General features: G+C 61.0%; 37 protein-coding genes. 2 read left to right on the forward strand and 35 right to left on the reverse strand.

Features of this window, described 5'->3' with window-relative positions; all coding sequences use genetic code 11:
* Positions 1–9: 9 nt before the first annotated feature.
* From BMY06_RS22730 to BMY06_RS22830, 23 genes are all read right to left on the reverse strand, one after another.
* Positions 10–294: a cupin domain-containing protein gene (locus BMY06_RS22730; RefSeq protein ID WP_074985386.1), complete on the reverse strand. Its 285-nt coding sequence runs from the start codon at positions 292–294 to the stop codon at positions 10–12.
* Entirely contained in the window at positions 291–854 is a 564-nt protein-coding gene (locus tag BMY06_RS22735) for an aspartyl/asparaginyl beta-hydroxylase domain-containing protein (protein WP_074985387.1), read from the reverse strand. Before BMY06_RS22735 ends, BMY06_RS22730 begins: the two co-directional genes overlap by 4 nt.
* Positions 851–1,231 (reverse strand): 3TM-type holin, encoded by a 381-nt coding sequence (locus tag BMY06_RS22740; protein ID WP_074985388.1) that lies wholly within the window; start codon positions 1,229–1,231, stop codon positions 851–853. The genes BMY06_RS22735 and BMY06_RS22740 overlap by 4 nt, the downstream gene beginning before the upstream one ends.
* Entirely contained in the window at positions 1,218–1,814 is a 597-nt protein-coding gene (locus BMY06_RS22745) for a glycoside hydrolase family 19 protein (RefSeq protein WP_074985390.1), read from the reverse strand. The genes BMY06_RS22740 and BMY06_RS22745 overlap by 14 nt, the downstream gene beginning before the upstream one ends.
* Complete coding sequence (locus BMY06_RS22750) at positions 1,811–2,023, reverse strand: hypothetical protein (protein ID WP_074985392.1); 213 nt, start codon at positions 2,021–2,023, stop codon at positions 1,811–1,813. Before BMY06_RS22750 ends, BMY06_RS22745 begins: the two co-directional genes overlap by 4 nt.
* Positions 2,024–2,032: 9 nt before the next feature.
* Positions 2,033–2,299 (reverse strand): hypothetical protein, encoded by a 267-nt coding sequence (locus BMY06_RS22755; protein ID WP_143064433.1) that lies wholly within the window; start codon positions 2,297–2,299, stop codon positions 2,033–2,035.
* A complete protein-coding gene (locus BMY06_RS22760) occupies positions 2,274–3,083 on the reverse strand; it encodes a hypothetical protein (RefSeq protein WP_074985395.1) in 810 nt (269 codons plus the stop codon). The genes BMY06_RS22755 and BMY06_RS22760 overlap by 26 nt, the downstream gene beginning before the upstream one ends.
* 3 nt (positions 3,084–3,086) lie before the next feature.
* The gene (locus BMY06_RS22765; RefSeq protein ID WP_074985397.1) at positions 3,087–4,706 is read right to left on the reverse strand and encodes a hypothetical protein; all 1,620 of its coding nucleotides are present in this window, start codon (positions 4,704–4,706) and stop codon (positions 3,087–3,089) included.
* Between the two features lie 9 nt (positions 4,707–4,715).
* Entirely contained in the window at positions 4,716–5,420 is a 705-nt protein-coding gene (locus BMY06_RS22770) for a hypothetical protein (protein WP_074985398.1), read from the reverse strand.
* A gap of 2 nt (positions 5,421–5,422) precedes the next feature.
* Positions 5,423–5,845, reverse strand: coding sequence for a hypothetical protein (locus BMY06_RS22775; protein WP_074985400.1), 423 nt, complete (start codon positions 5,843–5,845; stop codon positions 5,423–5,425).
* A gap of 25 nt (positions 5,846–5,870) precedes the next feature.
* Positions 5,871–6,395 carry a hypothetical protein gene (locus tag BMY06_RS22780; RefSeq protein ID WP_074985401.1) on the reverse strand — a complete coding sequence of 175 codons (525 nt, stop codon included), beginning with the start codon at positions 6,393–6,395 and terminating at the stop codon, positions 5,871–5,873.
* Positions 6,396–6,405: 10 nt separating this feature from the next.
* Entirely contained in the window at positions 6,406–7,821 is a 1,416-nt protein-coding gene (locus BMY06_RS22785) for a N4-gp56 family major capsid protein (RefSeq protein WP_074985403.1), read from the reverse strand.
* A gap of 18 nt (positions 7,822–7,839) precedes the next feature.
* A complete protein-coding gene (locus tag BMY06_RS38875; protein ID WP_124263208.1) occupies positions 7,840–8,601 on the reverse strand; it encodes a hypothetical protein in 762 nt (253 codons plus the stop codon).
* A 9-nt stretch (positions 8,602–8,610) separates the two neighbouring features.
* On the reverse strand, positions 8,611–9,129 hold the full coding sequence (locus tag BMY06_RS22800; RefSeq protein WP_124263207.1) for a hypothetical protein: 519 nt from the start codon (positions 9,127–9,129) through the stop codon (positions 8,611–8,613).
* A 65-nt stretch (positions 9,130–9,194) separates the two neighbouring features.
* Positions 9,195–9,383 carry a hypothetical protein gene (locus tag BMY06_RS22805; RefSeq protein WP_074985409.1) on the reverse strand — a complete coding sequence of 63 codons (189 nt, stop codon included), beginning with the start codon at positions 9,381–9,383 and terminating at the stop codon, positions 9,195–9,197.
* Entirely contained in the window at positions 9,383–10,582 is a 1,200-nt protein-coding gene (locus tag BMY06_RS39955) for a hypothetical protein (RefSeq protein ID WP_176087191.1), read from the reverse strand. Before BMY06_RS39955 ends, BMY06_RS22805 begins: the two co-directional genes overlap by 1 nt.
* Before the next feature lie 8 nt (positions 10,583–10,590).
* A complete protein-coding gene (locus BMY06_RS22815; RefSeq protein WP_074985413.1) occupies positions 10,591–10,839 on the reverse strand; it encodes a hypothetical protein in 249 nt (82 codons plus the stop codon).
* On the reverse strand, positions 10,832–11,179 hold the full coding sequence (locus BMY06_RS22820; protein ID WP_124263206.1) for a M48 family metalloprotease: 348 nt from the start codon (positions 11,177–11,179) through the stop codon (positions 10,832–10,834). Before BMY06_RS22820 ends, BMY06_RS22815 begins: the two co-directional genes overlap by 8 nt.
* The gene (locus BMY06_RS22825) at positions 11,176–13,371 is read right to left on the reverse strand and encodes a portal protein (RefSeq protein ID WP_074985416.1); all 2,196 of its coding nucleotides are present in this window, start codon (positions 13,369–13,371) and stop codon (positions 11,176–11,178) included. Before BMY06_RS22825 ends, BMY06_RS22820 begins: the two co-directional genes overlap by 4 nt.
* Before the next feature lie 6 nt (positions 13,372–13,377).
* Positions 13,378–13,551 (reverse strand): hypothetical protein, encoded by a 174-nt coding sequence (locus BMY06_RS39670; protein ID WP_161495596.1) that lies wholly within the window; start codon positions 13,549–13,551, stop codon positions 13,378–13,380.
* Complete coding sequence (locus BMY06_RS38885; RefSeq protein ID WP_124263205.1) at positions 13,548–13,730, reverse strand: hypothetical protein; 183 nt, start codon at positions 13,728–13,730, stop codon at positions 13,548–13,550. Before BMY06_RS38885 ends, BMY06_RS39670 begins: the two co-directional genes overlap by 4 nt.
* A gap of 2 nt (positions 13,731–13,732) precedes the next feature.
* Complete coding sequence (locus tag BMY06_RS39675; protein ID WP_161495595.1) at positions 13,733–13,894, reverse strand: hypothetical protein; 162 nt, start codon at positions 13,892–13,894, stop codon at positions 13,733–13,735.
* Between the two features lie 2 nt (positions 13,895–13,896).
* On the reverse strand, positions 13,897–15,900 hold the full coding sequence (locus BMY06_RS22830) for a hypothetical protein (RefSeq protein ID WP_074985418.1): 2,004 nt from the start codon (positions 15,898–15,900) through the stop codon (positions 13,897–13,899).
* 819 nt (positions 15,901–16,719) lie between these two features.
* Here BMY06_RS22830 and BMY06_RS22835 point away from each other — a divergent pair.
* Entirely contained in the window at positions 16,720–17,001 is a 282-nt protein-coding gene (locus BMY06_RS22835) for a hypothetical protein (protein WP_074985419.1), read from the forward strand.
* Between the two features lie 4 nt (positions 17,002–17,005).
* Here the strand turns inward: BMY06_RS22835 and BMY06_RS22840 are convergent, their stop codons facing one another.
* On the reverse strand, positions 17,006–17,185 hold the full coding sequence (locus BMY06_RS22840; protein ID WP_074985421.1) for a hypothetical protein: 180 nt from the start codon (positions 17,183–17,185) through the stop codon (positions 17,006–17,008).
* 103 nt (positions 17,186–17,288) lie between these two features.
* Between BMY06_RS22840 and BMY06_RS39680 the strand changes: the two genes are divergently transcribed.
* On the forward strand, positions 17,289–17,459 hold the full coding sequence (locus tag BMY06_RS39680) for a hypothetical protein (protein ID WP_161495594.1): 171 nt from the start codon (positions 17,289–17,291) through the stop codon (positions 17,457–17,459).
* A gap of 233 nt (positions 17,460–17,692) precedes the next feature.
* Here the strand turns inward: BMY06_RS39680 and BMY06_RS22845 are convergent, their stop codons facing one another.
* The 11 genes from BMY06_RS22845 to BMY06_RS22900 form a co-directional block, all read right to left on the reverse strand.
* Positions 17,693–18,103, reverse strand: coding sequence for a hypothetical protein (locus BMY06_RS22845; protein ID WP_074985422.1), 411 nt, complete (start codon positions 18,101–18,103; stop codon positions 17,693–17,695).
* Positions 18,093–18,458, reverse strand: coding sequence for a helix-turn-helix domain-containing protein (locus tag BMY06_RS22850; protein WP_074985424.1), 366 nt, complete (start codon positions 18,456–18,458; stop codon positions 18,093–18,095). The genes BMY06_RS22845 and BMY06_RS22850 overlap by 11 nt, the downstream gene beginning before the upstream one ends.
* On the reverse strand, positions 18,455–18,787 hold the full coding sequence (locus BMY06_RS38890) for a hypothetical protein (protein WP_124263204.1): 333 nt from the start codon (positions 18,785–18,787) through the stop codon (positions 18,455–18,457). The genes BMY06_RS22850 and BMY06_RS38890 overlap by 4 nt, the downstream gene beginning before the upstream one ends.
* Before the next feature lie 50 nt (positions 18,788–18,837).
* The gene (locus tag BMY06_RS22860) at positions 18,838–19,446 is read right to left on the reverse strand and encodes a PDDEXK family nuclease (protein WP_074985428.1); all 609 of its coding nucleotides are present in this window, start codon (positions 19,444–19,446) and stop codon (positions 18,838–18,840) included.
* Complete coding sequence (locus tag BMY06_RS22865) at positions 19,443–21,230, reverse strand: toprim domain-containing protein (RefSeq protein WP_074985429.1); 1,788 nt, start codon at positions 21,228–21,230, stop codon at positions 19,443–19,445. Before BMY06_RS22865 ends, BMY06_RS22860 begins: the two co-directional genes overlap by 4 nt.
* Entirely contained in the window at positions 21,227–22,075 is an 849-nt protein-coding gene (locus BMY06_RS22870; protein ID WP_074985431.1) for a helix-turn-helix domain-containing protein, read from the reverse strand. The genes BMY06_RS22865 and BMY06_RS22870 overlap by 4 nt, the downstream gene beginning before the upstream one ends.
* A gap of 289 nt (positions 22,076–22,364) precedes the next feature.
* On the reverse strand, positions 22,365–22,634 hold the full coding sequence (locus tag BMY06_RS22880) for a helix-turn-helix transcriptional regulator (protein ID WP_074985435.1): 270 nt from the start codon (positions 22,632–22,634) through the stop codon (positions 22,365–22,367).
* A gap of 99 nt (positions 22,635–22,733) precedes the next feature.
* Positions 22,734–23,549, reverse strand: a complete 816-nt coding sequence (locus tag BMY06_RS22885; RefSeq protein ID WP_074985438.1) for a hypothetical protein — start codon at positions 23,547–23,549, stop codon at positions 22,734–22,736.
* 110 nt (positions 23,550–23,659) lie between these two features.
* Positions 23,660–23,911 carry a hypothetical protein gene (locus BMY06_RS22890; protein ID WP_074985440.1) on the reverse strand — a complete coding sequence of 84 codons (252 nt, stop codon included), beginning with the start codon at positions 23,909–23,911 and terminating at the stop codon, positions 23,660–23,662.
* A gap of 157 nt (positions 23,912–24,068) precedes the next feature.
* The gene (locus tag BMY06_RS38895; protein WP_124263331.1) at positions 24,069–24,458 is read right to left on the reverse strand and encodes a hypothetical protein; all 390 of its coding nucleotides are present in this window, start codon (positions 24,456–24,458) and stop codon (positions 24,069–24,071) included.
* On the reverse strand, positions 24,451–24,957 hold the full coding sequence (locus BMY06_RS22900) for a hypothetical protein (protein WP_074985443.1): 507 nt from the start codon (positions 24,955–24,957) through the stop codon (positions 24,451–24,453). Before BMY06_RS22900 ends, BMY06_RS38895 begins: the two co-directional genes overlap by 8 nt.
* Between the last annotated feature and the right edge of the window lie 229 nt (positions 24,958–25,186).

The raw sequence follows: 25,186 nt of genomic DNA on the forward strand, positions 1-25,186 counted from the left end.
TGGCATGGCTTACCCCTTCATCAAGGTTTCAACGTCGGCCACGCTGTCTGCGTGGATACACAGCCACGTCAGATCGGTGACCGCCGTGATGCGGTGCGACTGTCCAGCCTTCACTTCGAGCATGCACGGGCCGTGGATCACGCTTAGCTCGCCATCGACATCGAGCATCGCGGTACCGCCCGCGAGATAGCTCATGTGGTCGTAGTCGTGCGCGTGCTTCTGCACTTCCTCGCCAGCGAGCAGCGTTTGCTCACGCGCGTACACGCCCCCTGCAGAAAAGTGATGCTTGATCATTTCTCGCACCGGATCGAGACGATCAGCGTGATGCGGTCGTCCTCGCCTTCGTTCACTACTTCGTGCTCCTTCGTGTTGTCGAAATACCAGACGTCGCCCGGCGCCATACGGACGACCTCGTCTTCGACGCGGTTCCAGCACTTCGGGTTCGATTGCAGCGGTACATAGAGCTTCGTGTTGTAATGCTTCACGTGCCAGCCGTCGTCCGCATGAGGCGTCACGCGCCCGCCCGGCGGGATCTTTGTGATTAGAATCCCGCCGAGACGCGTACCTTCGACGCGCGCCATCAGTCCGAAAACGATCGGTCGCACCTGCGGCAATGCAAACCATTCCGGATAAAAAACCGGATCGTGCGGATCGTTGAATCCGGTGTAGTCGCCCTTTTCCTTGAACGGCTTCTCGTCGTTGTAGCGCAGCCAGATATCAGGAATCCCTGCGTGTGGGCTGCCTTCAACATCCTGCCGGATGGTATGGCGATTCCAGAGACCCGGCTGGCGCGCGATGGCGAGCAGCAGCGGCGCGGTGTCGATGCCCTGTCCGATCTTTACGAAATTCCTCACGAAGCACCCTTGATTCGTTCTGCCACGTGCAGGCCTCCGAGACCGAGCATGCCGAGCGTGAGCGTCGACAGCTCGCTCAGATCGAGCGGTGGCATGTTGAGCGGGTGGCCGAACATCGCCGTGCCCGCGTTCAGAAGCGGTTGAAGAACGAAATTCCACGCGTAACCCGCGACGCAGACCCAACCCATACCGCCGCGCCAGTGCTGCAACGGATCGCTGCTCTGCGCCTCGGCCTGGTTGATCTGAAGCTGGCCCTGCACCATCGCGAGCACCGCCGCGAGCTGCTGCTGTTCCTGCTGCGTCTTGTCCGGCCAGATGCGCTGGACAATGGTGGTAGCCAGATCGGATACCGCCGTGATCGGATCAAGTGCCGCCATTTTCTGCCCCTTCCGTTTGCGCTTCGGGCGCCGGCTCATCAACTACGCCCAAGGCCGCCTTGGCGGTCTTCCATAGCGCTTCGCGCTCTGCGAGACCATTGACGCCACCATTTATCCGGCGTGTGATCGTCTCGAAATCGCCAGCGTCGGCCAGATCGTTCAGGCCGTGCTCATTCCAGAACCACGCAGCCGATAGCGCCGCATTCGACGGCGTGGCAAGCAGTTCCGGCGACGAAATCAGATCCATGCCGAGCGCGTCGCCGCACTTCTGGTAGTTCGCGCGCCCGGTGATCTGGATGAGACCACGCCCGCGATACCGGAATCCGTCCCCGCCGTGCGTATTGCCCAGATCGCGCGCCTTCACGGACGGCGGCTCATACCCGGCCTGCGCGGCAGTCGGCCCCCATAGCTCTACCAGGAACACGAACTTGCCTGACTCGTGCCCGATCTGCGCGACGAACGCCGCCAGTCGCGCGGGCGTATCGATCGCGTACAGCGCAGTGGCCGCGCTGAGCGGCCCGGACCACGTTTCCGCGCGCGTGAAAGGAATGTCCAGACACTGCGCAAGGATGTCGGGCGTCACAGCTTTCCCACCGCCTGCATGATCTCGGTGACCTTGTCGGCGGTGGCCTTTGCCGTGTCCTCGATAATCGTGGTGACCGTGCTTTCGATCGTCGAAAGGCTCTGTGCCTTGCCGTGCAGATCGACCAGCGCGGCGAGCTTTTCGGGAATCGAGCGCGCGTCGGTAACGATGGCGTTGAACTCGCTTTCGATGGTGGTCCAGATGCTCATGGCCTTCTCCTAGAAAAACTTCTTGAAACCACCACCGGCCCCGAAGGCAGCAGTGGCAATCAATGCGTACAAAATCACGCGCCACACCATCGCGAGTACGCCGCGTCCCACATTCAGCTGGAAACGCTGGGTAATCCCGTTTTCGATCTCTTTAGCGATCGCTTTAACGTCGTCTTCGGTGAGCGTCCGGTTACCCATGGTTTCCCCGTGTTTAGTGTTGGTGGAAAAGATACGTTTGTTTCCTGGTCCATCAGGGGCCAGCAAATTCGAAGACAAGCACGTACCCTTGAGAGCCAGAGCCGCCCGCATAAGCATTCGTGCCGTTGGAAGAGGCCGCACCCGAGCCGCCCGATCCATAACCAGTGCCAGTCAACCCCGGGCCATAGTTGAAGATTGCGGCCGCGCCCACGCCAAAGCGCGAGCTCGCGCCGGGTCCGGAAATAAAGTTCGAGACGTTCAGTGCGATCGCCGGAACGCGCGCCGTATCGCCGCCGCCGGAAACGATGATGTTGCCGCTGCCGGTCACCGCCGCCGCTGCCGTGTTCTGGCCGCCGACGAAACCACTTGACGGACCGGCGTACGTGCCGCCAGCCCCGCCGGCGCACTGCATGAGCAGACCGAACGACGTCGCGCCGCCGCCATTGCCAGCCGCTCCGGAGACGCCAGTCCCACCCGCGCCGATCGTCACGGAAGTCGCTGCAACGCCAGTAGGCACATAGAGCACCCCGAATGCGCCAGCGTTGCCGCCAAGACCCAGCGTGATTGCACCCGTCGCCGCAGCTGGCGCGCCACCGCCCGCGCCACCGGCACCTTGCCCGATCACGAGCGCGGAATTCGCATTGGTCGACGGGTTATACGTGCCCGTCTGGGTAAATGGCTTCACGCCCACCAGAGAACCGAGCGACAGGTTCTCCAGCATCTGCCCGGGCAGATCGGCGAGCGCGAGCCCATACGTATTGATCGCGTTGATGATGAAATTCAGATTGGCCATCACCTGCGAAGCGTCGGCAGTGGTGCCGTTCTGCAGGTTGTCCGGTAACGGGCCGACGATGTTGGTCATGGATTACCCCTGATTCGTGTACCCGGTGTCCTGATACCGGGCGAAGAAGGTACCGATCTGCGTCTTTTCAGTCGGCGTCACCATGACGTCGATCGACATCTTCTGAAAGACGAGTGCCTGCGGCCACGGGATCGAATAGACGTGAGGAATGCTGGTGTTCGTCGACCAGTTCGCCTGCCCCCAGATGAAACTGCCCCAGAGCGTCCCGGAGCTCATCGTCTGCAGCGCGGTCGCGGCGAGCGTGTTGTTCTGATCGTCGGTGGCGGTCAGATTGAAAAGGACCGGTGCGCCGGTGGTCGCGAGTTCAATCGTTGATTCGACAACCTGCACTTCCTGCATGTGACCGGTCTTCGGAAAGTTCGACGAGCGCAGATGGGCCGAGAAAGCGCTGCCCGCGTCGCTGTATGCGCTGTTCGATGTGGGAATCGTCGTGCTCACGAATAGCGCCGCGCCCTGCGACGACGAAGACAGCGCGAACGATGATCCGTACTGCGCGGCACAGTCATAGATGAACGTGTGCGGCCCGGTCCAGCGCTTGCGCCTGATGTCGTACCAGTAGTCGTTTGTCTGCGCCTGCCCCTGAATCAGCGTCGGCACGCACACCCGATAGATGTTTCCGGCGAACGACGCGCTGATGCGCGAGGGCTGCGTGGCGTTCTGGAACGGCACCTGCAGGTCGGCCGGGAAATCGGTGCCCGGGCGACTGGACAGCGGCACCAGCGTGCCGAGGAAATTGAGGATGTAAGGCGCGTCGACGCCAGCGAAGAAAATACCGAACGGCCCCTGCACAACGCTGCGCGGCGCGGGGCATCCCGTCGTGAGTGAAATGTAATTGAGCGCGAGGTTGCTGGTCGACGGATCGCCCGTCACCTGCCACACCTGCGACTGCTTGAACACCACCAGCGCACCGATGACGCCGCCAGACGTGGTCTGGATCGGCAGGCCCGATTGCGCAGTGATCGGCGTGGTATCGCCGATCGTCACCGCCTGGCTGGCGTTCGTACGCGTGAGCGGCACCAGCGTGTCGCTCATGTTCAGCACGTTGCCCACGGAGAAATAGGCGCGGTTGTTGAAGTTCGCAACCGACGTCGGCACACCGGTGAGCGGGTTCGTCGCCAGATTGCTCGAGGACCACGCGGGCGAACCCGGCGTGGTGATATCGATCACGCCAAAGAAGTTTGATCCCGTGCCACTGAAACCCGGATGCGTGACAAGGATCTTGGTGCTCACCACGGCCATCGTTGGCGGCGTCCACGCACCACTGGTCGACGGCGAGGCGGGCACGTTCGACGACGTCACTCCGCTGATCGTAATGAACGAGTTCGTCAGCAGGTTGTATGCGAACGGCTCGTCGTATCCCGGATTGCGCGCGGTCGACACCATGCCGTAAGCGATGGTACCGATCACGATGAAAACGGAAACGAAGGTCGGGGTATTGAAGCTGCTGAACGTCGTCGCGGCTGTTCCTACACCCGGACGCGCGACGATGATTTCAGGATTGCCCTGATCAAAAACGAGATTTTGAAGCAGCTCACACGCGCCCGAGAACGCGTCAGTCGCGTCGAAGGCATCACACAGACCCTTCGGCGTGAAGCGGACCGGCTTCGCATTGCGGATAGCCATGTCGCGCTCCTAGTCCGTGATCTTCGTCGGCTTGAGCGTGCGATTCGAATGGAAGCGCCGCGGGTCGAGCCGCACCGACTTGACGACGGCCTGCTCGTCGCCTTCCATGATGAGGTGCGTGTAGAGCATCTTTTCGCACTCGACGATCAGCGCATCGTGACGCGTATCGTCGGTCTCGACCATGAGCTCGGCCGCCGTACGCTTGATCAGATACAGGCTGTCCGGAAACCACGGAATGAGCGTCGACGATTCGGGCGTCACAATGTCCGGCTGCTTCACCATGTACCGGTGCGTGAGCGAGATCTGCCCCGACGATTGCGGGTAGATGAAGATCTGGCCGGCAGACTGGTTAGCCTGCGCCGTCGTCTCGTCATAGAGCAGCGTCATGAACTCGTACGGGTAGTTTGCGATCGAGGGGTCTTTGAACTCCTGATCCCACTCCTCCGGCGAGATGGGGTGCAGAAAATACGGCAGGTTGTTCTGCAGGAAGAACAGGTCGTACGTGCGCAGGTAATTCAGCGGCAACGTGAACGGGCCGTAGTTGTTGGCCTGCACGACAACCTGCTCAACGACCCGGTTGATCTTGAGATCGCGGTGCAGCCAGAGATCCTCCAGGACAGCATTCAGGTAGATCCCGCCCTGCGTGATCCAGCCGGGAACCTTGGCGATCGCGCAGGCGCGCTGCACGATCTGCTGTGCCTGGAGGTATGCCATGATCAGACGCCCGCGCGCGCGTCCGCGATCTTTTTGCGCGCCTTTTCGAGCTCGGTCTGAATACCCGCGATCTGGGTCGGCGCATTGGACAGGCTCTGCTGCTCCTGGCTCGTCAACGCCTTCGCTTCCTTGTCCCCTTTCTTGCGCTTGTTGTTGCGCTCGAGCAGATCCGCGTAAGCGCGCGACATGTCGTCGTGCGCCTTCTGCCACTGCTCGATGTGCGCCTCGAGCACGGGGATCTCGAGCAGGCGCTGCTGGCGCTGGAGCGCTTCGCGCACCACGTCCATGCGGTTATCCAGCGAGGCTTTGTCCTCGCCTTCGATCAGATAGCCGCTGGCCGAGAGCTGCGCCTGATTCGGCGCGGGGAGCGTGATCGAGAAGTTGCCGATCACCGTGGCAGCCGTAACTTCCTTGGAGGCTTCCATGCTTTTCCTTTGGAGGGTTGAAAGATTACTGATATGCCCACGACGGAGCAGCACCACCGCCGAGCACCTTGTTCTGGTGTTGCTTGTAGGGGTTGAACGCATGGCCGTTGATGTCGTTCTCGTGGACCCACGTACGCGCGACCATCTCCTTGACGCAGCGAAGCGTGTCGGTGTCGAACTTGTACGTGTGGCCGTGCAGATACGGCTTGCCGTTGATCTTGAGGTGGTCACCACCGGCCGGCGCGAGGTCAATGCGGTAGAACCACAGATCGGTTTCGCCGTCTTCGGCCTTCCCGGCGAAACGCTCGATGACGCCCGAAGTCAGCAGCGCCGATTGCGCCTGCGCGGACAGACGCGCTGATTCTTCTTCGGCGATTTCCTTCGCAGCGGTGAGCGTTTCCTTTTCCGCTTCGAGCAGGCGGATTCGCTCGAGCAGCGCCTCGCGGCTTTCTTCCGCGGGCGAGCCCTCGCCGATCAGTTCTTTTTCAGCGGCGTTAGCCGCCTCCGGAACCGGCTTGCCGGCCGGTTCCTGGGGAGTGCGTGCGACCATCAGTTACTCCTTACGGGGTCGTAATCGTGCCGCCCTGATAGCCCGGCGAGAATGCGGAGCCGCATTCGACGCGAGCCAGGAAGGCCGTGTTGAGCAGAATCGAGCCGTAGAAAACCTTCCACGACACGACACGCGTTTGATTGAGCGGATCCGACTTGTCGGCGCCCGTCAGGTAGTGGAACTCGGGATTCTCGAGCAGTACCTGACCGTAGCTGTGGTTGCCGATGTAGATCACCGGGAACACCGACACGCCGTTCGCGGGCGCGGCCGGCGGCGTCTGCATGACGCCGATGCCCGTCAGCGTGACGGTCTGGTTCGGCTGCAGCTGCGTGGCCTGCCCCGCCAGCACGCCGGTAACGGGCACGCCGTTGCCGATTGCGGTTGCGAGGTTCGACGGATTCGCGGTCGTGCCGATATAGACGTTGAAAACGTAGTTCGGGAACGACGGCAGCGTGACGGCGATCGACCCCGTCGGGCCGGTAACGCTGACCGACGTCGAGACCTGATAGATCGTCTGCTCGACCGACGTCAGCGCGGGCGCGGCGGTGACCTGGATGTAATACGTGCCGGTCGCGAGCTGGCCGCCCGACGTCGACGCGGTGCCGTTGATCTGCGGGCCGCCCGTCCAGTACGGCATCATGTTCGTTTCGCAGAAACGGATGCCGCCGAAGTCACCGAGCTCGTTGTTGTAGAGCCGGTTGACGTCGCTGTAGGCCCACGCCTGCTGGACCGACGAGTTTTCGCGCATGTCCTGCGCCGAAAACGGGCTGATGAGGGCCACGTAGTGCTGCTTGACGCGCGGCGTCTGCGACGGATCGCGATAGGCGCCGGCCTCGATCATCATGTCTTCGCGCTCGTCGCCATTGAAGCGCGGCACGCCGTAGGCGGCCATCGAGGCGAAGATACGGTTCGATTCGTGCGGCGACATCACGTTCGAAGCCGTGAGAGCCGCACGATTCGCAGCGCCGCCTGCATAGTTCACCTGCGGCGCGGAAAGCAGCGTGTTGAGCGTGTTGCGCTCGAGCGTTTCCGGCATCTGGATCGCCACCAGCTCGCACGCCTGCTGGAACAGCGGGTGCTTGATGGTGAGATTCGCGACGTCCGTGATGATCACACGGTCGCCCCACTGCTGCGCCGTGGCGCTGACCTGTTGCAGGGTCATCGCTTCGCCCGGAGGCGCAACTCCTTCCTGCAGTGGCGCGTACGGCAGCGGCAAGCGCTGGTAGCGCGACGCGGTGTACGTCGTGCCGCGGTTCGTGTCCAGTTTCAGCGGCTTGCCGAACTGATACGCGACCAGCTGGCGCCGTGCCAGCGGCTCGACTTCTTCCTGAATGTACGCTTCGACGTCAGCCGTGAAGCTCGTGGACTGGTTCGTCACACCCGGAAACAGGAGGCCCACCAGAAGGGCCAGAGTTTTGGTCAGCATGGTGTCCTCGTGCTGGGGTTAGATATTCACGCCTTCCAGACGCGCCGCGCGCTTCTGGTGATCGGTCTGGCCACGGCCGTTCGGCACATTCGAGCGAACGGCCGGCGACTTGCCGCGCGGAACGTCCGCTGCGGGTGCCTTCGCCTTGGCCTTCGGCTTCAATTTGCCGTCGGCGATGTCTTTGCCGAGCATGTGGTAATAGACGGCCTCGCGCGAGACATTGCGACCTTGCGCGCGCTCGGATTGCACGGCCTGCTCGACGCGGTCGCGATATCGCGCGCGATGCGGATCGCTCGTGAATTTGGATTCGAACGCGGTGCGATCGTTGAGGTCTTGCGCCTGGAATAGCGCGTGCGCCGCAGCCTGCTGGCTTTGGCGCATCGTGCGGTTCGACTGGATCTGCCAGCGCTCGAGCTCGGTCGTGTCGGGATTACGCAGACGCTCTTCTTCGCGCTCGAAGTCTCGATCAGGCGGAGGAGCTACTGGCGATGCGGTTCGGCTTGCGTCTGCCAGACGACCGCGTCGTTCGACTTCCGCCTCCAGCGCCGCGATCCGATCTGCATCGGACGACGAGCGACGCGTGGCCGGGGTCGGTTCCACGAAGTCGAAATCGAAGTCATCATCCTCGGCGCCGCCCGTCGGGTCGGATGACGCAGCGGGGTCGCCGCCGGTCGCTGGATCTCCAGCGGAACCGGGATCGTCCGCACCGGGATCTCCACCACCTGAATCATCAACGCCAGGAAAAAGGAGACCAAGAAGTCGGCGAAGCAGTGCACTCATTTAGACCTCTTACGATTGCGTGCCCGTACCGACCGACTGGATCGTCGCGGTCGTCGCGCTGGTGATGGTGATGATGAAATCGCGCCACGTGTTCTGCGCGATCGACTGAGTGCCGCCGAGCGTCCAGCCGGTGTTCGTGGTCAGCGTCCAGGCGAACGCGCCGCTGGAACTGTTGATCACGCGAAGCTGGAAGCTGATGCCGGTGGGTGCACTCTGAACGACCTGGGGAAGAGCGGCGATCAGGCTTGCGACCGTCGGAAGCTGCGCATTGGCAGCAGCAGTGAGGGTGCCTGTGAGATTCAGGAAGTTCTGTGCTGCGCCAGCGATCTGCTGGGCCGTCAGCGTGAACGCCGCTGTGTTGGTTGCCGCGTTGTAGCCGGTTTCCTGAAACGGGTTCATGCCCAGAATCGCATTGACCAGACCGATCTGATCGGGCATCGAACCGTTGTCGGGAATGTTCGGCGTATTGCCGGCGCCGACGGCCGGAAAGATGAGGCCGATGAGGTTGGCCAAAATGGTTTTGCGCACGATGATCTCCTGATCAGGGTTGCGCAAAAGGTACAAATATTTCCCGCCTTATCAAAGCGTTTGAATTACGGCTCTCCGGCGGGCGGCTGCGGCGGCGCGCCAAACACGCCATTCGAATAGGTCGAACCAATACCGACGTACGTGCCAGTCGGCACTTGAACGGCTGCAGATCCCGATGGCGGTTGCCACGAAGAGACGCCGTCCCATTCAACCGTATTCACGACCAAACCGTTTTCTACGATGGCATAGATCATCAGTTGTACTCCCAAACGATCACAACACCTTTCGCACCCGCGCCGCCGATGTTCGCTGCCTGACTGGCGCCGTTCGCTGTACCGCCACCGCCGGCACAGTATCCCGTTCCTGCTGTCCCGGCAGTTCCGCTGAATCCCGGATAGCCTCCAGCGCCAAGAGGTGAGTCGCCACCGATACCGCCGATGATTGCGGTGTTGCCGAATGCCGCAGTACCGAGTTGCCCGTTGAGATTGATGATCGTGCCGCCCGAAGCGGTTCCGGCGTTGCTGTTGTTGTTGGCGTTGAAGGTAGTCCCGGGACCCTGACTGACGCCGCCCGAGCCGCCATTCGCGGTCAATGTGCCGAAGACAGTGTTTCCTCCAGCACCACCAGCCGCTCCAGACGCCGCTACCCCGCCTGCACCAATGGTGACCGTAACGCCAGAGAAACCCGATGTGAGTCTGCTCTTGATGTACCCGCCAGCAGATCCGCCAGCACCACCAGAAAGCTGCCCGGTCGACGTGGCCGCTGCACCACCGCCAGCACCGCCACCCCCGCACTGTTCAGTGATTACACTATTCGTCCCTGTATCGGGTGTGTACGTGCCGGACGTCGTGAGAACCTGAACGCCAATCAGGCGCCCCGTCCCTGCGTTGGCGATTACAAACGCGGTCGTCGCGATCTGCGTCGTGTTCGTTCCGACACTCGCTGTGGGTGCAGCCGGTGTGCCCGTGAAAGTCGGCGATGCGAGCAGCGCATACGATGCGGCAGCAGTGCCGCCCAGGCTTGAGGCATTGATTGCAGTGTTGCACCCGAACCCATTGGCAGATGTCCAGATCAGCGCGCTGGACGCAGTGCTGCAGCTCGGCACCGTGAGGGCCGAAACGTTCGCTGCTGCTCCGGTCGAGTTGCCCAGCACCGTGTTTGCGGCCGCCTGCGCAAGGTTCGCGTAGGTGATGCCGTTCGTCAGACTCTGGAATGCGTAAGTTCCGGTGCCGGTACGTGTCAGAAAACCAGTGCTTGAGAAGCCTGTGATGTTATCGAGCGCGGTCCCGCTCGCGCTCGCCGCATTCGTGCCGCCAGACGAGACAGCGAGCGGGTGATTCGTGAGCGTCGCCGTACCCTGAACCGTGAGGTTGTTGTAGGTGGGCGACGGGTAGCTCTGCGCGAACACGCTGGCAGAAACCAGCGCGAGCAGCGCGGCAAACAGTTTCTTCATGATGACCTCTACGATTGGGCGAGCGTGCCGCCGTTGTTCCAAAGCACGCCAGCGGTCGCCGGCAGAGAAGTCGGCAGACTGTTGAACCAGGCGAGCATCGCCGCAGCGAATTGCGGGCTTGCGCCGTTCGCCAGCGTGTTCAGCGCCACGTTTAGCTGGTTCGCCATGCTGATGAACCCGGCATTGATTTGCTCGGGCGGCACGTCGGTGCCGGCGGCCAGCACCTGCGGCGGGATGATCCGGAATGCGTCAGCCATTGAGCGCCTCCAGTCGTTTATGCAGACACGGGTAGCCGAGCTGCTTACGCCGGTGCCCGTGCGCGATAAGGAACATCCGAAGCGCAAGACCATGCCCCATCTTGCGGGCATACCGATCAGCCTCCAGCTCCTGCTCTTCGCACATCTGCAGGAAGCCTTGCCAGTCCCATAGCACGCGCAATGTCAAGAACCACAGCAGCCGCTTCTCGGCGTGCCAATGCCTGAGATGTCCGCGTTCGTGTGCGATCACGGCTGCGCGGACCGATGGAATCAGGCAGTCCATCAGGTCTCCTGTCTGGATCGTGTGCCATGGCGTAGTACGTGCGAAGAAGCGTTTCATCGCGCCCCCGCCGTCGGTGAGGCCATCTGATCAGGGTGGATCATTCCAGCGGGACCTTGGGGCCGAGGCATTCCCGGTTGCGCTCCAGGGCGCGGGGTTCCCGCCACACCCGATCCTGCTCCACCCGGCACGCCTGGCAGTCCAGGCTGCTGCGGTTGCTTGGGCGCCATCTGCGCCTGCAGCTTGGCCTTCATGGCCTGCTGATGTTGCTGGATGTGAGCGCGGAACAGGCCCGCCTGATCGCCAGTAAGTTGCGCAGCGCGCAGGTGCGATGCAAGATGGGCGCGGTCGTCGTCAGCCTGATGCACCTCAGCCTGCAGGCCGTTATGCATCATCAGATTCTCGTCCTCGGGGTCGAGGTGGAACATGTTGCGTTCGTCGATCAGGATCCGCGGCGCGACTTCCGGACCGAAGATCTGCTCAGTGCCATACTCGAGGATCGGGCCGATATTCAGGCGGCGGCCGTCGAGCTGCTGCGGCGGGATCCCGCGCAGCACGTTCATCCACGCGATCATCTGCTGCATGCGCTGCATGTTCTGCTGGTACGACGTGCCGCACCAGCGGAAGAAGTAGCGCTCGCCGAATGCCTGCACCGGAATGACCTGCAGATTGGCGCGCGCGCCGACCTCGCCGAGCACCTCGACGGTGAGTTCTTCGGTGCGGAATTGCCGGTCCAGCTCGAACATCCATTCGAGCAGCGGATTGAGGACCACTTCCTCGTACCGCTTCGCGTTGTCGATGATGTTCGATTCCTGCGCCTGCGCCATGGCTGCCATCTGTGCCTGGCTCTTCCGGCCCGCTGGCGCCTTGCCCATCATGGCGTCGTTCACGTCCATCGACTCGTTGATCTGCTGCTTGAGGTTCTCGCACAGCGGGATCGCGTCTTTGTAGATGGCCGGGAAATTCGCGAATTTCGTCTTGTTCGGATCGGTCAGCCACACCGCGGCGAGGCCCACCACCATCGACTGGTAGTTCGGGCTCGAAAGCGGATCGACCATCGTGATCGGCAGCAGGCTGTACTGCGCCGAGTCCTGCCCCATGTTCCAGTAGTCGTTCAGGTTCCACTGCAGGAACTTGACCGGCTCGATGTTGGAGACGCCAAAGAACGAGCCGGTGATCCGCTCGATGGGGGCGCTGATGATGGGCCGTTTTCCAGACCAAAATGGATTGCGGATAATGCCAAGAATGACGTTCTCACCCGCGTAATAAACAAAGCACGGCTCCTTGCCGTTGCCGAGGTCGAGATTCGTGTGGGCTTCATAGATCAGCGCGTATTTGTAGGTGCCCTCGGTGCGGATGCCCGCATCGCCCGTACGGCGCTTGGGCGGCACGTACTTTTCGCGCCCGCCGCTCGGCTTCGCGAGCGTCTCGACGAGGTCTTTGGCGTCATGCCCGACGAACACGCCTTCATCGATGAACTGCTGCACCGCGTCGATGTCGAGGCGCAGCCGGATGCACGTGGCCGTCGCTTTCTCGACGCTGCTGCAGGTGGGCGGGTAGACGGCCAGATCTTCGGTCGCAAACGGCACGACGTCCGGCCCTTCGGTCGTGACGTCTTTTTCCTCCGGCTCCCAGTCCCAGTCTTCTTCGGCCGCCGCCACGTCTTCGACCTCACCGCCCAGCTCGGCATCCTCGAGGATCGGCGGCTTCTTGATGAGCTCGCGCACGCGGCGCTGGGTCTTCGACCAGTCGATGTACAGGTTCCACTGCCCCGTCACGTCGCCCGCGATCAGATCAGCGCGCACGGCTTCCTTCACGCCAGCCGAGCGGATGTAATGCTCGAGCAGGCTGATCTGCTGAAACGGGATATTGCCGTCGGGGCCCGTCGCGCCGACGTGCTTGTGATTGACGGGGAAAAGTTGCGCGATGGTGCGCTTCACGCGCGCCTTGATCGCGTTGCGCACAGCCGGGATATAGCACTGGCTGTTGCCGGAATACTGCTGGTTTTCGTCAGGCTGGGCGTTGAAGATCGACCAGTATTCCTCGCACCGGTCCATCTGCTCCTGCTTGTTCTCGTAGCACTTCGCGAGCTTCGGATAGAGCTTGGCCGCGTCGGTGAAGGCGTCGGAATCGGGCTTTTCGGCCCAGTTCTCGATCTCTTCGCCAGTCCTCTCAGCATCGATGGCCCGCGCGTCCAGGGTTTCGACGGCGGGCTTCCTGTCCTCTTTTTTCTCTTTCTTCGCGCGGGCCATGAACGATTAGCCGATCACCTTGCCGCGGAGCTTGCGCTCGAGCGACGTGCCGGTGTTCCGGTCGCGCGGCGTGCGCTTCGGACGGTCGTCGACGTTGGACTTGTACGGTCCTTTGCCGAAGAACGTGTTCACGTCGCGCGACTCCGAACGCGTGCCCTGAAATTCGCGGGGCTTTTTCATGATTTACCCTTCTTCGGCGGCTTGTTGATGCCGCGTCCACCTACCGTGGTTCCAGAAGCGCCGCGATGGCGCGCCGGAGTAGTGGACTTACTGGCCGCACTACGCTCTTCCGCGCGGATGGAACGAATCTTCGACATCATGTCCCAGGCCGAACCCCCAGCCGATTTTTTCGTCGCCATGATCACAGACCTTCGCGACGCAGCTTTTCACGCATCGGGCCGCCCTGCAGGCGCTCGCCGACACGTTCAGGCTTGCCGTATGCGCCGCCCTGCTGCTTGCCCTGGTAAAAATCCGTGGGGCGCTGGGTGGGCGCCTTGGGGGTGATCTTGCGATCGACGGCCATGGTTATCTCCGCGGCAAAGTGGTCAGGTAGCTCACACCCTGCGGATTGGTGCCCATGTTCACGCCTTCCGGCAGGACGTCCGCGCGTTGAGAGCCGATAACTTGAATCGCCGCTTCCAGACCTTCGATCAAGGTTCTGTGCGGACCAGTCTCGGGGAGACTACCTTTATTTCCTGATCGGTCCATCGGAAAGACATAGCCGCCAGCCATCGCGTTGAGGGTGTGGGTTGCGCCATCGCGATCGACCAGGAACAGGCGCCGTCCCTTCGATTCGGTGCGAATCAACGGAGAAAGCGCACCACGAGCAACGTTGATGTAGGCCCCGCGCATCGGGTGCATGTTCGCAGCGCGCAATGCGGGAACGATCGGCATACGATCGGACTGATCCATCACGTCGGCGGGGAGCCAAGCGGTGATCCGCGCGCGCGGGAACGCCGCGCGAACCAGCTGGGCGATATCGGGCACGGCATCTTTCGGCGGAACGGATGATACCCAGTCGGCAACGACCACCGCCCGTTGACCCTCGATGCACACGAGTGCCGCGGTGGTTTCAGTTCCGCTCGCATTGAAGGCAAGCGCCAGCGGGTTCTGCTGAGTGGGCTCGTATTCGCTGGTGAGATTCCATTCGCCAAAGTCTTCGTAGACCGGAATGCCGGCGAACACCCGCTGCACGTACGCCAGTGCGTTCAGGATGTCTCGCTTGCCGCTCGGGAAGTTGAGGATTTCAGACACGAGTTTCGGATGCGCGCCGCGGCCGCCGACGAGAACAATGTCGCCTGCCTGAAAGAACGGTTGCAGGCCCATAATGAACTGGACCTTGTCCCGATCCTGAGGAGCGGACAGCGCACGCAGCACGAGTGTCGTGCCGCGACGAAGCATCTCCGCGCGCATCGGCTGCAGCAGCCATTCGTCGAGCGAATTCTTTTCGATCGCTACCGACGCGTTCCCATGCCGGCCGGAAGACTTGAACGCGTCATCGATGATCTCGTCCGGCTTCCAGTACTCGCCCGACGAGTCGTGCACGAAAATCCGCGTACCAAGACGGCTCACCACCACACGCCCCGTACGGTCGCTCTTTTTCACGTCCGTCGTGCGCGCCGGGTCGGTGATCACCACCTTCGGCAACCATGGCGCAGGATCGAGCGCGCATTCGCGGATGTGATCCTCCTCGAACGGCTTGTCCTGCGAGCCGATCGCCTCCAGCATGTATTCCTGCATGAACCCGCGCAGTTGCCCCGCCCGCTCCATCTCGTCGCGCTTCTTGCGGATCCAATCCATCGGATATCGCTCCGGCCACGTCGCCTTCGTTTCCGGGTCGTCAATGTCGCCGTCGCAGATCGGATAGCGCCGGCTGGTCCAGTCGGGGTTCGCGCGCAAGCGCGTGATCATGCAGTCTTCGGCCAGTGGCGTGCCCGTGATGCGGATCTTGCCCTTGACCTTGTCCATCGCCGGCATCAGCTCAAGGTAGAGCTTCTTCATCGACGCATTGACCGCCGCCGCGTCCTTCACCCGTTCCTTGTTCTCGATATCATCGAGATACGCGCGGTCCGGCCGCAGGTCGTGCCATTTGAACCCGCGCAGCTCTTCCTCCCACCCGTGCGCCTCGAGCAGAACCCCATTCGGCAATTCGATCTGATGCTCGTTCCACAGTCTGCCGGCCGCCTTCAGCCGTCCAAAGAGGCTCTGCAGCTTCATGTTGCGCGAGGCCTCGAACTTGATCGCCTCAAGCCGCTGACATGCCTTCGTGTACGTTTCGCCGATGATCAGGCAGTAACCGAAGTTGCCGAAAGCCGCCTCCAGCAACAGGAATTCCTCCGAGAGCGTCGACTTGGCGCCCTCCCGGAACGCCTCGATCATCGCGAACTCGTCGACGCTGCGCCAGAGATCCATCATCTCGACGTGGAAAGCCGGAGACGCCTGCGGGTGACGATGCGGAAACATCATCGACGAGGCGAGCGCCCGGTCTTCCGATATCGCCTTCAGCAGCGCTGCGTTGGTGAGTGCCATGCAAAATCCTCCTCGCGGAAGATCATCGGCACTTTTCCTGACCCTATCCGGGCGGGCCGGGAGATCCTCAATTTTGAGGACGCCCGCCTCGACTGACCGACTCAAAAACGGTCTCTGACGCGGGCGCGGACTTCATGCGAAAATCCCCGCAAAGCCCGTCCAGCAAGGGTCCACCGTGGGCGCAACGGTGGGCACCGAATGTTTTTTTGATGCGCGGATTGGAGAGAGGGTCTGGCAAATTTATCCACCCGTCCGGCGGGGCCATGGGGTGGTCCCAGAGTTGCGAATCGTTCTCATCGACGGGCGAATCACATGATATATCAGTCCAAACTGCCGATAAATACCATTATGTTAAATTGTTGTGCGCCACACCAATTCAATATAATCAATGATTTACGCGGCATCGGCCGTGATATTGGCCCGTTATCTGTGTTTGTGCAGTGCATCAACACATCAGCGAATGGTTGATGTAAGGTCAATTCAGGCGATGAAACGCATCGCTGATGGATGTTTTTGGCGTGCGCTAGAGACCTTCCTCCGCCACCCTTCCCTCCCCAATCACACTCGATGCTGAGCCTTTCCACGCGCGTGCATACGCGTGCGCGCGAGACGAATTTGCGACTATCTCTGAGCGAGTCACACTGTCCAACGACTTACGCTCAGTCCTGCGGGGAAGTGGTCGACCTGCACTTATCCCATCGCCCTGCGCCACCCTATCCCGTCAGTGCCGTTCAGATCCGATGCTGATTTGGCATCTTCATTGACGTCACTTACAGTTCGGGGGCAGCCGTTTTGGCTGCGACACGCTACGGAGCAACGATGGATTACGAGACCAAACTGATCCAGGCACGACTTGACGCGATCGAGGCTGTGCTGCTGAGCATCGCCGTTCAGGACGCGGATGGCATGGAGAAAGTGCGAGACGCGCTCTCGAAGGGCTATCGCGACGCCAAGGCTGCGCATGAGGCGCCGAACGTGACGACTATCCAGCAGGCAATCCAGTTCGAGATGCGACCTGCTCGCGATAGGCTTGGCGAACAGGCGAAGGTGGAAGCATTCAGGCGCTTGTGCCGGTCCTACGGAGCGTCGATGGACGAGTGAGAGGTTAGTGCACGGGCGCGTAGGCGATCTGGTCGATACGCGCCGCGACCATCCATTCGTCTCGATCAGCGAAGCCTTGCACGGCCGCACAGTGGTCGGCCATCTGTTCGAGCGTGGGCGGCGTGGCCGTGGTGAGTCGCGCCAGCATCGTTCCGTCAGTCGTGAAGATCGCGTAGGTCATCATGAGTTGGTTTCCTTCTGCAAACGCTTGACCGATGGAAAGGGCGTGACTTCCCACCCGCATCGCGGGTCCACGCGCTTTTTGATTCTCTGAAAATGACCGTCAAATGACCATCAAACAGAGAATGGTGCGCTACGTCGCGGGCGGTATATCCGGATTCGTCGGGCTGCCGCGGCTTGGTCCGTTCGGCCATTCCACCCGGTCGTGGCAGTGCGACTCCGCCATTCATCCACGTTTATTGAGCCGGCGCGACACCGGTTATTCAGGGCTGGGCTAATGGCCCCCGCTCGGCCTTCCTTCTACCCCGCTTGACCTATTCGCGGCACCGTCATCGGGATGTCTCCTGATGGCCTCGGCAAGCCGTTCATCCGCCTTTTTCACGCACGCGTCACACCAAAGCGGCGCGCGGCGCCGAACGAGTGCGATCGTGGAGATTTGCCATTCAGCGCGGCAGATTGGGCAGAAGACGGATTCAGGCTTCATCGAAAAAAGAGCCCCAGGTGACTGGGGCTAGCTCTCATCTTTAGGAGACGCCTCGATTGCAGGCGAACTCACTGTACGAACATTTCCTGCTCCGATGGAAGCTTGCCGCCGGATAATCTGGTTCATGATGTCGCGCAATTCATTGGCCGTGGGCGCTGGCAGCATCTCTCCTGTTCTTACGTCCGGCAACGGCTTGATCGTGCGCGCGTACAGAAACGGCAGCTTGCCGTTCGATACGCCTTTGATGTTGTTGGTCTGGCCAACGAGCCGCACATAGCGCTCATCGCGCAGCAGCTTCAGGCATTTGCATGCGCAGCTGATCGTTACCTCGATTTGGCGTGCCAGTTGCGCTTGCGTGCGCGGGCCCAGACGCTCCAGCGCGTCGCAGATGAGCCGCGTGCTGGAGTCCTCGCGCACCAGATCCCTCTCAGTTGGCATATTCACCTCCACAACGTTGCCATGTCAGGAAGATGCGCTCAAGCTCGCCCGGCGCCGGAATGCAGAAAGTCGTCGATGCGCGCTCTTTTTCTCGCCGCCGACGCTGCTCGATCTTTTCGGATTTCTGCGTGCGCGGAACCACCGCCGGCAACGGTCGACCAGTGCGATACCACCGCTTCGGGTATCCCTCTGAGCGCACGACATCAAGGTCCACGAGACGATCGAGCTGCCGGGCGATTGCACGCTCGTTGACGCGCCTCATGGCAGCGATATTTGCGATGGTGATGCCCGGATTTTCGTCGAGGATCGTGGCTATCTCACGCTGTGCCGAGCCGCTGCGTTCGATCTGCTTCACGATTGGCTACCGCGTGGTTTGTAGGCACTATACGAATAGACCTCGTTTGCGTGCACGTGAAGATGTTTGCCCTCTTCTGTTTCAACCTCCAGATAGCCTTGGCGCCCAGGTTCAGGTCCGAGAATCCGCGCACGTACTTTCTTTTGGCCGGAGGCATCCTTCACCTGACAATTGAATTTTTCGGTTCCGCGGCCGCTGTTTAGTGCAAGCGCTCCCTCAAGCATCTTCTTAACGTCTTCCCGTTTGGGATGCTGAGAGAACAGGCCGGTTTTGACGCCGATATCCATTGCGGCATCAATCATCGAGTTTGTCACATCGGTCTTTGCCATTTTTATCTCCGGTTGAGAAAGCCGAACCAACACTCCATCAGTTATGCCAATTAGCGGATCCTTGCACTTGCTGATATAAGCGCATGCCGGAGATCCTGAATCGTGCCCGCCAGCGTCTCGGTGAGGTACTGCGCCCTATAGTGGTCGCTAACCTCGCCTTCGCGCTCTACGACATCGCTGGGCGTATCCATCACGCGCAGGCAGTTCTCGAAGGGAACACGGAAGACGCGCCAGCCGATCTGCGTGAGCCAGTGATCGGCGCGCAGCTCATCCGCCGAAATACCGTCGTATTCGGTGCCGACCTGGAGTGCGACCTTCGCCTGGGGATTGCCGAAGCTAACTGTGAATTCGCCGACGGGCAGACGAGGCCACAGTGGCAAGCCGCACGAGCGGATGTCCTGCCATGCGCCGAATTCCGGCACGGTCAGTACCACCGCCCAATCGGCGATTTCGTACGGACAGAAGCCTTTCCAGTCGTCCACCCCGAGTCGGACGCGAGTTTCAAAAGTCGCGTAGTTGCGTTTGATGGCTTCACCCTGCTCCGCCCGAGGCATCGAACCTGACACCGGCTCGAACGTGTGGGTTCCGTTGACTTCGAAGCGCCGAACCAGCGCATCACGAATATCGGAAAATCGAACGGTTCCGGGGATCGGGTTCATGCGGGATGCTCCTGGTTGACGTTGCTGAACGAGAGATAGACGTATGGCCGGCGCGCGATGCTCGTGCTGTATTGCTGCGCCTCGTTGTTAAAAAACAGTGGGATTGAACGGCGTTGGGTCTCTCCGTTTCGTTGCTTGTGCAACGTGAGAAATCCATCCGGCGTGTCGTCGTCGGGCATTGCTTCATCCTTCTGGGCCGACCAGACCGCGAAGACGTTGTCAGCGGCGTCCGTGAGTACACCAGCGCCGGAAACGTCCTGCTTGCCGGGCGTTTTCTTCTCGTCCAGCCCCTTGCGTGGATGAGCCACCAGATGCACATGTGTGCCATTGGCACGCGCCCAGTTAGCGAGCTTGCGCATCGCCTCCTTCTGCGACGTGATGGCACCAGACCCATCCGACTGGACGTCGGTCATCATCAGGCTGTCGATCACGCAGTGGCGAATGCCGTAGCGTTTGAACGCGTAGGTGAACACCGAAATCAGTCGGTCGATGGACGCAGTGCCGTTGAGGTTGAACAGCCACAGGCGATCGCGGAGCCATTCGCCCATGTGGTCGAGATAGGCAGGCGACGGACGATCAAGTCCGCCCATCTGCTTCGACATCCGCTCCCCTTGCCTGGCTGGCGGCAACTCGCCGGAAAACACAACAGCGCGCTCTCCCTGATTCATGAGTCCCAGCAAAACCTGGTTGAGCAGCAGCGACTTCCCGTGACCGTTGTATCCGGTCCAGACGGTTACTTCGCCGCCACGAAACTCAAACCACACCTGCGAAACACCGCACAGCGTGAGAAACGGCTCATGAAAATCTTCTTCAGCCGGATAGAACAGCGCCTTTACAGCCGGCCAGAAGTCCGCGATCGAGCGCAGCTCGTCCGGATCGAAGCCGCGGGCCGCCGAGCAGCAGCGTTTGAAGTCAGCAGGCTGCGCGCCGCCCATCAGGAACTCGTTCGCGTCCTTTGCTTCGTCAAAGGTGACGACACGACACCGTTCATTGCCGAGGCGGTTTGCAGCCTCGCGCGCGCCCTTGCGGCCAGGCTCGTCGTTGTCGTAGCAAAGGAGAATCTCGCTGAAGCGTTCGAGACGCTCCCAGTCGTTGTCGATCCACTGGTGATTCCCTGCGCCGGCGTTCACCGACAGCGCGGGAATGCCAACCTGATGCAGCGTCATCGCGTCGAGCTCGCCCTCGGCGATCGCCACCGTACGACACGACGGGTCGATCAGATCCCAGCCGTACAGGCACGGCTCGGCGCCCGCCTCCTGCCGCATGTCTTTTTTATCGGCGATGTTGCGGTACTTCGCGTTGATCAACTCCGCGCCCCGGAAGTATGGGAACACGGCATACAAGGCGTCACCGCGAGGCTGTTCTGCAACCTTGAACGCGTTCGCCGTTTCCATCGTCACACCGCGCGAGGCGAACCACTCTTCGAGGAGCGACGTCGCGCGACGCGCCTTCGGGCGCTCCGGGCGCTGGTACGTCGGCGCCTGACGCTTCGGCATCTCATCGCGCACGCCGAGAAACTGCTTCGCCTCGCGCATCGCCTCAGCGACAGACAGCGCGCGGCACGCGCACCAAAGGTCAAGCAGGTCGCCTGCATCGCCACTGTCGAAATCCTTCCACACGCCGCGCTTCGCGCCAGACAGGCACACAGACATGCTGTTGCCTTTCTCGCCGGCGACGCTGCCCACCTTCCATTCCTTCCCCGACTTGCGGCCATTGGGCAGCAGATGCTCGACGACCTGCTGCGCGTTGTCGGCCATAAATACGGCCAGTTCCCGTGCATTCATGCGGTGGTCTCCGGCCAGGGCTCGACGTTGGAGCCAGCGAGCCTGCGAGTCGGGCGGCCGTCCCGCCACAGGACCGAATTCCGCTCGGTGCAGCCAGCGTTCATCGCGTCCCACTCGTTGCGGAACCCGGCGCGAGTCCACCAGTTGTCGGCGAGTTCGGCAGCCTGGAACAGTCCGTCCTGAGTCTTGCCGGTTGTCGCAAACTCGTCAAAGTGACGATCAGGGCCAAAGAACGTCGACGCCTGCCGGACGTATCGCGTCCCGACGTTTCCCGCCTTCTGCATTGCAACGGCGTATGCCTTCGTGGCCGACACAAGTACATCCGGATCGACGCCCTCACGGACTCGTGCAGTCCATGCCTTCAAAGCTGCCTGCTTTGAATTTCCCCCTTCACGTTTCGGATACGACTTCCATGCATCATCGAATTTCGAATCGCTCAAGAGAGAGAGTTTCTTTTCTGTTTTAACTTCATGTTTTGTAGTGCTGTCAGCACCCACCCCTCCCTGCTGTGAGCACCCACCCTGGGTGCTATCAGAACCCACCCCATAGGGGCTATCAGCACCCACTGCCCCTACGGATGACCCCACCCTAAGCGTGTATTGGTTCGGCAGATTCACGCCGTTCTGAGCTTGTCGACGGATGTCCAGCAAGCCCTTATCAGCGAGTTCGGCTATCGCGCGCTTGACGGAATCCTTACTCATGCCGCAGTCGGCCGAGAGCTTTTCGTGACTCGGATCACACCTTCCCGTGTCGGGATTCGTCCGGTTCGCGAGCATCAATAACACCAGTTTCTGGAGCGCCGGGAGATCCTGCACGACGGCCCATGTCATCGCCTGGAAGCTCATAGCATGGACTCCTGCAACGCCAGCTCCATAGCGAGCCGTCGGCCCGGCGATCGACGACGGATCTCCTGGGCCATCTCGTAGCAACAGACCCGGCGCCAGAGACGCGTTGCGCATGAGGCCTCGATCAAAGAGCCGATAGCACTAATACGCAGTTCGCGCTCGTAGTCGGCGCGGGCTTCGCCGTCCACCTGTGCGGGATCCGCCTGATGGATAGACCATGTGCGAAGGCGTGGTCGAGTAAAGACGCGCACGGCGCGCGCGCGTACTTGGACTGTCGGCATGGCAGACCTCAAGCAGCAAGGGTGCCGCAGACGACCGCTTCGGCGGTGTAATTCAGGGGATCTGCGAGGAACTTATGGATTTCCTCGTTCCGGTAGGCGCTGCAGGTGCCGGAAAAGCGGATCGGCTGGGGAGCCTTCCCGGCGCGCACCATCTTGCGCCACGTCTCGCGGCCGAACGGGAGGAAGGGAGCGATCTGAGGCCATTTCGACAGGCCCATCGCGGGGAGGATCGGCGGGGCAGCGGGCTCGGTCGCCCGAGTTTCGGCAATGTTTTTCATTCGTTCACCCTGTTGGGTACATTTGGTGAACGAATGCTATGCGTCGACTACCCTTATAAATCTCAATTGAGGTAACTTTCGACTCAATTGAGGAACTAACTACTTGTATGCATCACGTCGGCGCTCAACGGCCGAATCAGTCTGCTTGAGAATCTTGTCTACTGTGTTGACAGAAACCGATGCGCCGATCTGGTCCGTGAACCGCGCCACGGCTTCCGCACGCTTGTAGCCGTTTGGCAAGCGTCCATCCAACGCATTCACAAGGGCGGCAATCACCGTCAGAAGAGAATTCTTCTCCTTTGTATTGATAGGCGATTCAGCCTCCGTTCTGCGGGCATGCGGCACCTCAGCTCGAAGCCTTTGCACTTCTTGCAGCAAACTCCGGAATAGCTCCTCTCGGCGGCTCTCCTCCGACGATTTATAAGCCTCTAGAGCGTCGAAATCGAAGTCATCGGTTCTCGCGAGACTCGGCATGTAGTAGTTCGCAATTTCGTGGGCCGTTTCGCTGGTAAATTCAATATCGGATTCCTCGTGCTGCATGAGCCAGTCGCCTGTATCGACATCACGTTCCTGACACCATTCACGAATTGCCTCAGTCGGCACCAGGGTATAGATTGGGTCGATCTCGTCGTCGAGGTTCCGCGCAACGACCGCCGCGCTCAAGCGACCTGTGCCCAAGGATTTCAACAGAGCGCGCTCAAATCTGTCGCGCGAGGTTTTCAATTTGCCGCTTGGCTCGAGTTCAGGAGACATCCAATGCGCGTAATCTCCATTATTCGGGAGTTCAGCTTCGATTTCTGACTGATCCCGAACGTCATTGTCCAAGGCGACCAGAAGAGCCGCCTTCCGGATGCAGATCGTTTGGAAAAGCGAGCCATGCAGCGCATGCGCCAGGTATAGATCTTTGTATGGCATTTCGCGCCCCTTGAAACGCGCCCTTTCGAATTGGAACCGCGCCAACAGGGTAAGGGACTCCCTGCTTTCGCCCCGTCGAGCTAGGCGCGGTTGTAACCTTTATATCCCGTTCAGGCGAACGGGCTGTCCTCGTCCAACGCAGCCGGTCTGATTCCCATGAGCCTGTATAGCTGGTCCGCAATTTCCTTTGCGCAATCAACCGGGAAGCGCACGGAATCGATCTGAACATCCTTGAAATTGTCGGCAATTCCGGCCGTAGTAATCATCACTTCTCCGTCGGCCAGTAGCTCAACCGAAATCTGCGGTCGCATCGAAACGACGAGCCCACCACTGACCACCTTGTTGCCATCCTGTTCAGACATCTGTGCCCCCTGTCGTTTAGGCAATTGCTATTGCAATATACGCCCAAAACATCCCAAAAATAACCACTTCACTGTAAGCGAGGCAGCGCTCTGTTCAGCTTTAGGTGAGTGAACGTCGGGCGGCGTCCGGCCTTACGCCCCACAGGCAGAGCGCGCGTTACTGTCCATGGCGGTCGTCCTGGCGAGCCTCTTCGGCGACTTGCTGCGTGACTAGCAGGCATTGCAATCGACTTGCCTTGACCAGGAGCGCCGCGGAATCCGCCTGTAGTTGCTTGATCTCCCGCCAGATTTCGTCATTGCGCCCCTCAAGCAGGTCAAACGCGTCGCTCCGTTGCTTCTCTTCGCGAATCTGGTCGAGGGGCCAACACGCGTTAGCGTGGTCCCGCCCCCAAGCACGCAAGCGCGCCTCGTCGTCACGGCGCTCGCGTCGCACATCGCAGAGCCGAACGACTGATTTCGGATATCTGCCCCGCCGACGCACGTTTTCGATGGGAACGCGAGCGAATTTCTCGTGCGTAAGGACTGGAATAGAAGCCGGCTTATCCACGGCGCACCTTCCAGGCGAGATTCATGATCGACGAAGCGAGCTTTTCGACATCGTCGCGGAGTTCTGTTACGGCGCACCGAACAGGAAGCTCACCAGCCCTGTCATCATCCAAGCCTGCCGCCATAAACGCGAGCACGTTGAATATCCGCCACGCTTTCATAGACTCGTCGGACAGAAGCGCGTCGAACTGTTCGATGACATCGGGCCCGCTTCCGACTTTCTGCGCGCATAGATAGGTCACGACGCCTTCGTTTAGGCCGACGAAGAATTCATCATGCGCGGCGTCGACCAGCTTTCCGAACTCATCCTCAGTCTGGCCAGCAGAGCTCGGCATGTGGACGTTCACCCAGTTCAGAAACATCTGGTCCGCGAATGGCTGGAGAGCCTCGGCATCTCCGAGACTTTCGCGGCCCGCGGCACGGGCGCGCGTGAACAGTTCGTCGCGCGGCAGGGAAGCGAGATTGATTTGCTCAGGACGAGCAGATGCTTTGGAGGACATGGTTTGGACTCCTAGAACATGTAGGAGCCTGCCGCCGCTGCTAAACGGGTGGGCAGGCACATAGCGGGGTTAGCAGACCGGCGTTCTAGGAAACCGGCAGGCGCGAGCGCCTCCCCACCATGGCCCACCCATAAACTGGGTACGCGATGATACTACGGACGAAAAAATACCGCCTTTCGGCGGTTCGTCCGCCCAGAACTCTCGGGCTGCTAAACCCGTTCGCTGTTGT

Source organism: Paraburkholderia tropica, assembly GCF_900109265.1.
GTDB lineage: Bacteria > Pseudomonadota > Gammaproteobacteria > Burkholderiales > Burkholderiaceae > Paraburkholderia > Paraburkholderia tropica.

What these genes read in the sequence shown, in the direction of transcription:
- BMY06_RS22750 (WP_074985392.1), bottom strand. Translation starts at nt 2,023, where the DNA reads ATGAGCATCTGGACCACCATCGAAAGCGAGTTCAACGCCATCGTTACC.
- BMY06_RS22780 (WP_074985401.1), bottom strand. Translation starts at nt 6,395, where the DNA reads ATGGTCGCACGCACTCCCCAGGAACCGGCCGGCAAGCCGGTTCCGGAG.
- BMY06_RS22890 (WP_074985440.1), bottom strand. Translation starts at nt 23,911, where the DNA reads ATGTCTGAACAGGATGGCAACAAGGTGGTCAGTGGTGGGCTCGTCGTT.
- BMY06_RS22870 (WP_074985431.1), bottom strand. Translation starts at nt 22,075, where the DNA reads ATGAGCTTCCAGGCGATGACATGGGCCGTCGTGCAGGATCTCCCGGCG.
- BMY06_RS22900 (WP_074985443.1), bottom strand. Translation starts at nt 24,957, where the DNA reads ATGTCCTCCAAAGCATCTGCTCGTCCTGAGCAAATCAATCTCGCTTCC.
- BMY06_RS22815 (WP_074985413.1), bottom strand. Translation starts at nt 10,839, where the DNA reads ATGGCTGACGCATTCCGGATCATCCCGCCGCAGGTGCTGGCCGCCGGC.
- BMY06_RS22860 (WP_074985428.1), bottom strand. Translation starts at nt 19,446, where the DNA reads ATGAACCCGATCCCCGGAACCGTTCGATTTTCCGATATTCGTGATGCG.
- BMY06_RS22775 (WP_074985400.1), bottom strand. Translation starts at nt 5,845, where the DNA reads ATGGAAGCCTCCAAGGAAGTTACGGCTGCCACGGTGATCGGCAACTTC.
- BMY06_RS22820 (WP_124263206.1), bottom strand. Translation starts at nt 11,179, where the DNA reads ATGAAACGCTTCTTCGCACGTACTACGCCATGGCACACGATCCAGACA.
- BMY06_RS22845 (WP_074985422.1), bottom strand. Translation starts at nt 18,103, where the DNA reads ATGCCAACTGAGAGGGATCTGGTGCGCGAGGACTCCAGCACGCGGCTC.
- BMY06_RS39955 (WP_176087191.1), bottom strand. Translation starts at nt 10,582, where the DNA reads ATGAAGAAACTGTTTGCCGCGCTGCTCGCGCTGGTTTCTGCCAGCGTG.
- BMY06_RS22865 (WP_074985429.1), bottom strand. Translation starts at nt 21,230, where the DNA reads ATGAATGCACGGGAACTGGCCGTATTTATGGCCGACAACGCGCAGCAG.
- BMY06_RS22740 (WP_074985388.1), bottom strand. Translation starts at nt 1,231, where the DNA reads ATGGCGGCACTTGATCCGATCACGGCGGTATCCGATCTGGCTACCACC.
- BMY06_RS38875 (WP_124263208.1), bottom strand. Translation starts at nt 8,601, where the DNA reads ATGAGTGCACTGCTTCGCCGACTTCTTGGTCTCCTTTTTCCTGGCGTT.
- BMY06_RS22840 (WP_074985421.1), bottom strand. Translation starts at nt 17,185, where the DNA reads ATGATGACCTACGCGATCTTCACGACTGACGGAACGATGCTGGCGCGA.
- BMY06_RS39675 (WP_161495595.1), bottom strand. Translation starts at nt 13,894, where the DNA reads ATGGCCGTCGATCGCAAGATCACCCCCAAGGCGCCCACCCAGCGCCCC.
- BMY06_RS22885 (WP_074985438.1), bottom strand. Translation starts at nt 23,549, where the DNA reads ATGCCATACAAAGATCTATACCTGGCGCATGCGCTGCATGGCTCGCTT.
- BMY06_RS39680 (WP_161495594.1), top strand. Translation starts at nt 17,289, where the DNA reads ATGACCATCAAACAGAGAATGGTGCGCTACGTCGCGGGCGGTATATCC.
- BMY06_RS39670 (WP_161495596.1), bottom strand. Translation starts at nt 13,551, where the DNA reads ATGAAAAAGCCCCGCGAATTTCAGGGCACGCGTTCGGAGTCGCGCGAC.
- BMY06_RS22825 (WP_074985416.1), bottom strand. Translation starts at nt 13,371, where the DNA reads ATGGCCCGCGCGAAGAAAGAGAAAAAAGAGGACAGGAAGCCCGCCGTC.
- BMY06_RS22760 (WP_074985395.1), bottom strand. Translation starts at nt 3,083, where the DNA reads ATGACCAACATCGTCGGCCCGTTACCGGACAACCTGCAGAACGGCACC.
- BMY06_RS38885 (WP_124263205.1), bottom strand. Translation starts at nt 13,730, where the DNA reads ATGGCGACGAAAAAATCGGCTGGGGGTTCGGCCTGGGACATGATGTCG.
- BMY06_RS22765 (WP_074985397.1), bottom strand. Translation starts at nt 4,706, where the DNA reads ATGGCTATCCGCAATGCGAAGCCGGTCCGCTTCACGCCGAAGGGTCTG.
- BMY06_RS22770 (WP_074985398.1), bottom strand. Translation starts at nt 5,420, where the DNA reads ATGGCATACCTCCAGGCACAGCAGATCGTGCAGCGCGCCTGCGCGATC.
- BMY06_RS22785 (WP_074985403.1), bottom strand. Translation starts at nt 7,821, where the DNA reads ATGCTGACCAAAACTCTGGCCCTTCTGGTGGGCCTCCTGTTTCCGGGT.
- BMY06_RS22835 (WP_074985419.1), top strand. Translation starts at nt 16,720, where the DNA reads ATGGATTACGAGACCAAACTGATCCAGGCACGACTTGACGCGATCGAG.
- BMY06_RS22805 (WP_074985409.1), bottom strand. Translation starts at nt 9,383, where the DNA reads ATGATCTATGCCATCGTAGAAAACGGTTTGGTCGTGAATACGGTTGAA.
- BMY06_RS38890 (WP_124263204.1), bottom strand. Translation starts at nt 18,787, where the DNA reads ATGGCAAAGACCGATGTGACAAACTCGATGATTGATGCCGCAATGGAT.
- BMY06_RS22730 (WP_074985386.1), bottom strand. Translation starts at nt 294, where the DNA reads ATGATCAAGCATCACTTTTCTGCAGGGGGCGTGTACGCGCGTGAGCAA.
- BMY06_RS22880 (WP_074985435.1), bottom strand. Translation starts at nt 22,634, where the DNA reads ATGAAAAACATTGCCGAAACTCGGGCGACCGAGCCCGCTGCCCCGCCG.
- BMY06_RS22830 (WP_074985418.1), bottom strand. Translation starts at nt 15,900, where the DNA reads ATGGCACTCACCAACGCAGCGCTGCTGAAGGCGATATCGGAAGACCGG.